Annotated in this window: 5 protein-coding genes, 1 tRNA gene and 3 pseudogenes; 2 read left to right on the plus strand and 7 right to left on the minus strand. The window is 42.2% G+C overall.

Annotation, left to right across the window (positions count from 1 at the left end):
* Positions 1-45 precede the first annotated feature (45 nt).
* The 6 genes and pseudogenes from yajC to queA all read right to left on the minus strand — a co-directional run bounded on the left by yajC (position 46) and on the right by queA (position 5,391).
* On the minus strand, positions 46-375 hold the full coding sequence (yajC, locus tag FTT86_RS11140; protein ID WP_004645158.1) for a preprotein translocase subunit YajC: 330 nt from the start codon (positions 373-375) through the stop codon (positions 46-48).
* Between the two features lie 100 nt (positions 376-475).
* A complete protein-coding gene (tgt, locus tag FTT86_RS11145) occupies positions 476-1,606 on the minus strand; it encodes a tRNA guanosine(34) transglycosylase Tgt (RefSeq protein WP_005252828.1) in 1,131 nt (376 codons plus the stop codon).
* 130 nt (positions 1,607-1,736) lie between these two features.
* A pseudogene (locus FTT86_RS16150) lies at positions 1,737-2,579 on the minus strand (DUF4303 domain-containing protein).
* Between the two features lie 113 nt (positions 2,580-2,692).
* A complete protein-coding gene (locus FTT86_RS11160) occupies positions 2,693-3,262 on the minus strand; it encodes a LemA family protein (RefSeq protein WP_114541829.1) in 570 nt (189 codons plus the stop codon).
* 49 nt (positions 3,263-3,311) lie between these two features.
* Complete coding sequence (locus FTT86_RS11165; protein WP_180181236.1) at positions 3,312-4,340, minus strand: hypothetical protein; 1,029 nt, start codon at positions 4,338-4,340, stop codon at positions 3,312-3,314.
* A 16-nt stretch (positions 4,341-4,356) separates the two neighbouring features.
* Entirely contained in the window at positions 4,357-5,391 is a 1,035-nt protein-coding gene (queA, locus tag FTT86_RS11170; RefSeq protein WP_005106092.1) for a tRNA preQ1(34) S-adenosylmethionine ribosyltransferase-isomerase QueA, read from the minus strand.
* Between the two features lie 167 nt (positions 5,392-5,558).
* On the opposite strand from queA, the gene FTT86_RS11175 reads away from it, so the two are divergent.
* Both FTT86_RS11175 and FTT86_RS11180 read left to right on the plus strand, forming a co-directional pair.
* Positions 5,559-5,645: transfer RNA gene (locus tag FTT86_RS11175), tRNA-Leu, on the plus strand.
* 194 nt (positions 5,646-5,839) lie between these two features.
* Positions 5,840-6,640 (plus strand): annotated as a pseudogene (locus FTT86_RS11180) (tyrosine-type recombinase/integrase); the annotation flags it as partial.
* Positions 6,641-6,715: 75 nt separating this feature from the next.
* On the opposite strand, the pseudogene FTT86_RS11185 reads toward FTT86_RS11180, so the two are convergent.
* Positions 6,716-6,834, minus strand: a pseudogene (locus FTT86_RS11185) (IS30 family transposase); the annotation flags it as partial.

Consider the following 6,834-nt stretch of genomic DNA (forward strand, 5'->3'; position numbering starts at 1 on the left):
TCTTCTTAAAATGAAAAAGTCGTGCGAGGGCACGACTATTTTTGATTAAAGGTTATTTAAAGTGCCTTCAGGTAGGACTGAGATCACACTTGCACGTTGAACTTTGACTTCTACACCACGGCTCAATTCAACCACTGCGAAGTCACCTTCAATCTTGGTGATTTTGCCCATTAATCCGCCTGCAAATACCACTTCACTGCCAACCCCAAGGCTGTCGACCAAAGCACGGTGTTCTTTGGCACGTTTAGATTGCGGACGCCAGATCAAGAAATAGAAGATTGCAATAAAAACAGCAATCATCAAAAGGTTCGCCATCATGCTTGGTTGTTGTGCAGCTTCACCTGCAGCGTGAGCAGTCGAAATAAAAAGGCTCATTACATTTTCCTAAAATAAAAAACTGGTGATCAACTCGATAATAAATTGATATATTCTTGCAATTTACATTGTCTTTTTCCTCAGCGCAAATGCTGATGGATTAATCTTGCGGACAAGGTGGCACTTCCAGGCCACGGCGGGCATAAAAGTCATGAACAAATTCGTCAAATGTACCGTTGTCTAATGCATCACGCATCGCTTCAGTCAAACGCAGGTAATAGCGCAGATTATGAATCGTACCGAGCATAGAGCCGAGCATTTCCCCACATTTCTCAAGATGGAATAAATAGGCACGGGTGAAATTCTGGCAGGTATAACAGTCGCAATGCGGATCGAGTGGGCTCTGGTCATGACGATATTTGCTGTTACGGATCCGCACCAAGCCGTCTGTCACAAAATAGTGACCGTTACGTGCATTTCGGGTGGGCATCACGCAGTCAAACATATCGACACCACGACGTACTGCTTCCACAATGTCTTCTGGCTTGCCGACACCCATCAAATAACGCGGTTTGTCTGCAGGCATTTTTTCTGGAAGATAATCCAGGACCTTGATCATTTCCTCTTTTGGCTCACCCACGGACAGGCCACCAATCGCATAACCATCAAAGTCGATTTCTAGCAGGCCTTTTAAAGATTCATCACGTAAATCTTCATACATACCGCCTTGAATAATACCGAACAGCGCATTACGGTTTTTCAGCACGTCATGATGCTGGGTTTTACAGCGTTTGGCCCAGCGCAAAGACAGTTGCAAAGATTTTTGCGCTTCTTCATGCGTCGCAGGGTACGGGGTACATTCATCAAAAATCATCACAATGTCAGAGTTCAGCGTGTGCTGAATATCCATTGAAATTTCAGGAGATAAAAATACTTTTGAGCCATCAATCGGCGAGCGGAAGGTCACACCTTCTTCTTTGATTTTACGCATTGCGCCCAGACTGAAGACCTGAAAACCGCCTGAATCGGTCAAAATGGGGCTATTCCATTTCATAAAGCCGTGCAGGCCACCATGTTCACGAATCACATCCAGTCCTGGACGTAGATACAAATGGAAAGTATTGCCCAGAATGACTTGAGATTTGATCTCTTTAATATCGCGCGGCAACAGGCCCTTGACCGTACCATACGTACCCACAGGCATGAACATCGGGGTTTCCACCACACCATGTTCAAGCGTTAAACGACCACGACGGGCACGGCCCGACTGACCTAATTTTTCAAACTTCATAGGAGTTCCACATCAAGGCGAAAAAACAGTTCGCTGATTGTTATAGCTAAAGGGCGCTATTTTCCTTGATTCTTACACTAAACGCCAGCATTGTAGAGCATTCGCTCTGTAATTTTATTTATCGCTGAAGCTAGGGAACATCCGTAGAAATGAGTGAATGTGTAGAAAACTGCTGCAAACGCTGCTGGATATCTTCTCGGCTGAGGGCGCAGCTGCCATCCGGTTCTGAGGCCATTGCAGCGATATGCTGGATCAGTTTCTGGATATAAATATTGCTATCGACAAAGTAGGATTCCAAGGTTAGCAAATAGGCATCTTGCGCCACTTGCAGATAGTCATAAGGTTCCATTACCAGCATCTGCTCCAGATCAATCAGAATATCCTTGTCGTTTTGCGAGAGTTTCAAACGTTTCTGCATGGCAGGGGAATGAGTCGCTTTTTTGGAAGCCAAGAAATCCTGTAAATGAATATGTTCAGGATTAAGTGTCTGTGCAGATTGGCATTCAAATGCGACTTGGGTGGGTAGGCTCATGAAAAACAGGATGCGATCCAGATCCAGACCATAGGCCTCAGAAAGACGATGTTTGGCCTGTTTAAAACTATCCAGCAATAAATCCAGATGCGTCGCGTGCAGCTGTTTTTGCTGTGTCAATACCGGATGGCCAAAGCTGTGCTAGGTTTTAAAATAATCGGCCAGCAAGGTTTTAAAGGGGGTGAGTCCTGAGTCGGGCGAAGTGTGGGCCCGATAACGCCATTTCTGGACATTCCAGCGATCCTGTTCCGCCAGATATTGCTGAGGATCTTCAGGATTTTTAAAAATACTGCGTTCAGTCGAGATCGCCAGATCATCCAGCAGTAAAAATTCGTCAAAGACCAGACTACAGGCATAGATTTGATCATCCTGATAATGATCATACAGCCGATAAAATTCCTCGACCAGCGTCTGTTGAAAGTGCTCTAAATAATCCAGCATAATTTTTATTCTTTATTTTATAAGTTTTAGACAGGTACAGCCGCATCCTTGGCTATTTTTATAATAAGTTAATGTGCCAAGGATGCAAAATTTTATCAGATCTTGCTGTTCACTCAGTGAAAGTTCGGACGGTAATCAAAATTCTGAGTCACGCTTTGATCACGGAATGGACGCACCACTTTTTTTCTGAGCAACATATTGTTAATGATGTTGTGCGGAAAAATCTGGATTTGGTTGTTAAACAGCTCGACATTGCGATTATAAATGGTAATCGCCGCACCGACATTTTCATTCTGTTCTTCAATTTCAGCCATCATTTTCAGATAGATGTCATTGGCTTTCAGTTCCGGATAATTTTCAATCACCACATTCAGGCTATGCATTAACTGTTTGTTCAGACTTTCAATGCGTTGTAACTGTCCAATATCAGCATCCTTAATATTCAGATTCATGATGTTCTGACGCAGTTCGGTGACTTTTTCTAGCGTGCCTTTTTCGAAACTCGAGTATTGCTCGACTAGCGGTTGCAGCCCGTCCAGAATTTTCAGTTTTTGCCGTTCATAACTGGCGACATCCGACCAGGCGCGAATCGTGGCGTTGTGATGACGGACAATACTGTTGCGGATCATGATAATCGCGACAATCAGTGCCACAATGAACAAACATAAAATCAAAAATCCCATCCGAGATCTCCCCAAGCTATATCTATATTTAAAAAATGATGCGAAAAATTTATTTTAAAAACTGCAGCAGATCATGTTGTAAGTTTTCGAGCTGTTTTAATTTAAACGTTCTCAGGTGGCCGCGCAATGTAGAAATATCGCTAATATTCTGCTGCTTGCTCGATACCTGAAATAAATCATGGGGCCCTAGATAGCACAGCATCTTATTTTCTGGGTGAAACAGTAAATCACCCTGACGCTGTTCAAAAAATTCGGCCAGTCGCAGCACAAAACCTGGACTGAGTAATTTGGCAGTTTGCAGCGGATCACTACCATAAAAGCTTAAGCGCTGATTGGTGCGAATATCGCTGCTGTGCCAGGGATGGCTATAAGGATAATAAAATTTCTTTCTGGAAGTCGTAACGGCCAGTCCCTGAATCCGGATATCAAACACAAATACGCCCCACAGGTCTTTATGGACCTGCATCAGTTTGACTGGCTGACCTTCCTTATTTCGGGCCTGTACTTCATCAATATAGTGGTATTGGAACAGTAGCACCTGATGTTGCTGGTCATTTTCATCTTCCCAGACCGTGCTGGCATAACGCTGAATCTCATTACTCAACGAACCTTGATTGAATACTGGAAATAATTGTTTTAAATGCCGGATAAAGTGCAGGGGATTGAGTGGCATGGAAATATGCAGTGGCTGTTTTTGAAAGGCAAGCTGATATTTTTTGGCCAGTGCCTGTTCTTCCAGAAAAGCAATGACTTCCTCTAAGGGCTGCTGCTGTTCATAGCAAATATAGGCCCAGAAGATACAGAGACAGCCGAGAAAAACACTGCCCTGAATCCAGATATTTCCCGGCGCAATAAAAATGCTGCCAATCAGAAAAAGCCCAATTCCGGCAAGCGCAAGCGGCAGGTTATTTTCAAACTTGAGCGTAATCGGGCCATTCCAGGGATGCAGCCCATCCAGCAATTGCTGATGCGTTTTGGCCTGTTGACCCAGATCCCAAAGCCGAGCGATATTTTGAAACACCACTGCATTTTTCTTGCGGCGAATATGAATGGACTGTTGTAGAGACTCGATCGGCATGGGCAATGGTTCTCGCTTATTTCGCCTGATCAATCAGCATGGCATCGCCATAACTGAAGAAGCGATACTGGCTGTCTACTGCATGCTTATAAGCATTGAGAATATTGTCACGATTGGACAAGGCAGACACAAGCATTAACAGGGTCGATTCTGGTAAATGGAAGTTAGTGATCAAACGATCGACCACTTTAAACTGATAACCCGGATAGATGAAAATCTGGGTATCACCTGTCCAGGCTGCCAGTTCACCGTTATGTGCTTGTGCTGCACTTTCGACTGCACGGGTGGCAGTCGTGCCTACAGAAATGACTTTATTACCGCGGGCTTTAGTCTGACGAATCATCTCGACCGCAGTTTCAGGGACGTCGCACCATTCGCTGTGCATGATGTGATTTTGAATATCATCGGTACGCACTGGCAGGAAAGTACCTGCACCAACATGTAGGGTCACAAAAGTTTTTTGAATCCCTTTGGCTTCCAATTTTGCCAACAGATCGGCATCAAAATGCAGGCTGGCAGTAGGTGCTGCAACGCTGGCCAGTTTGGTTGGGTCATTAAACACGGTTTGATAACGTTCAGTATCAATCTCTTCCGCTTCACGGTTGAAATAAGGCGGAATCGGCAAGGCGCCGTATTGATCCAGCACATCGAGAATTGGTTGTGAAAATTCTACAATAAACAGATTTTCATGACGGCCTTGTACGGTCACTTTCACTGCATCCGGGCCAATAAAAAGTTCTGCACCGGCTTTTGGGGTGTTGCTGGCCTTAATATGACAATAGGCAATAAAGCGATCTTGCATACGCTCAACCAGCACTTCTACCGCACCGCCTGAAGCACGTTTACCTTTTAAACGGGCCTTCATGACTTTGGTGTCGTTTAATACCAACAAGTCGCCGTCTTCAAGTAAATCCAGAATATCGGTAAATTGATGGTCATGATATTGACCTTGGGCATCGAGGTGCAATAGGCGAGAGGCACTGCGTGTTTCCAGTGGGTAGCGAGCAATCAGCTCATCGGGGAGATCAAAATTAAAATCAGAAAGTTGCATGATGATTTACGCTAAAAAAACTGCGGCTAGTATAAACTTTTTTCTTTTTTATGGCGGGAATTGCTCGATTTTAAAACGAAAAAATGCAATTTGTTTTAAAAATAAACAAATGAAAATATTCTGCGTTGACAGTGCTGAGAAATCGCGTATTATACCTTTCATCCACTCCCGAGGTGGTGAAATTGGTAGACGCGGCGGACTCAAAATCCGCTGTCAGAGATGACGTGTCGGTTCGAGTCCGACCCTCGGGACCATATCTTTTAAGATATATGGATTAATATAATAAAATATCTTTGTAAATCCTGCATTTATCTAAATTATCAATCGTTATATCACGTTATATTCCTTGATACACCTATGCCAAATGAGTACCTTAATGAGTACCTCATATGCTCAAGGTATTGATTTGGAATGGCAATAAAAGTTAAACCTCTAACTGATACTAAATGTGCTTCTGCCAAACCTAAAGATACTTGTTAGACCCTCTGGTACGAAAAGTTGGCAATTCAAATATAAAAATAAAATAGCTGATAAAGTGTCTAAAATGACGTTAGGAACCTATCCTGAACTAAGTTTAGCTAAAGCTAGAGAATATCGTTCAGCTTACAGAACAATGCTTGCAGAAGGTTTAGATCCAAAAGAACAAAAGCATTTACAAAATCAGAAAAAAGATAATCAGCACACATTTAAGAAAATCACACTTGCTTGGTTAGAAGTTTATGCAAAAAAAGCTGAATTAGATGAAGAAACTAAGCATAAAAGACTAAGAAAATTTGAGAATCATGTTTTTCCAATCCTTCAAGATAAACTGATTGAAAAAATTACATTAAAAGAATTGATGAATCTTTTAAATAGAATCTATGAAAAGTCAGCAGATCATGCACAGAGAATCAGAGCAGACTTGATATTAATCTATGCATATGCACTACAGCATGGTTTTATCGAAACAAATATAGCTAGAGATTTGAAAGATACTTTAGATTTATCTGCTCCCAAAAAACATAGAGCTACTTTTAAATCACTAGATGAAATCCCAAACCTTATAAAAGGGATTAAGAAAGATACTGGACATTTTCTAACTAAGAGTTGTTTAAAACTAGTATTACATACATTCCTTCGTTCTTCTGAAGTTAGATACGCACGTTGGACTGAGATTGATTTTAAAAAGAAACAGTGGCGTGTACCTGCTAGAAGAGAATTAATTGAAGGGATTAAGTATTCGAATCGAGGGGCAAAATCAAGAAGAGAACATCTTGTGCCATTATCTCCACAGGTGATAGAAATCTTAAAAGAAATTTATACTTATAGTGGTAACTGGGCGAATTCAAACATGAGGTGCGACAGTTTGAAAAGTCTTATGATAATCAACAAGCTGAGCAAATTTCTCTAATGGTGTAAGCCAATCTAACGCTTTTCTAGGACGAGTATTCAGTGACATGGCAA

Source organism: Acinetobacter sp. YH01021 (assembly GCF_013420255.1).
Classification (GTDB): domain Bacteria; phylum Pseudomonadota; class Gammaproteobacteria; order Pseudomonadales; family Moraxellaceae; genus Acinetobacter.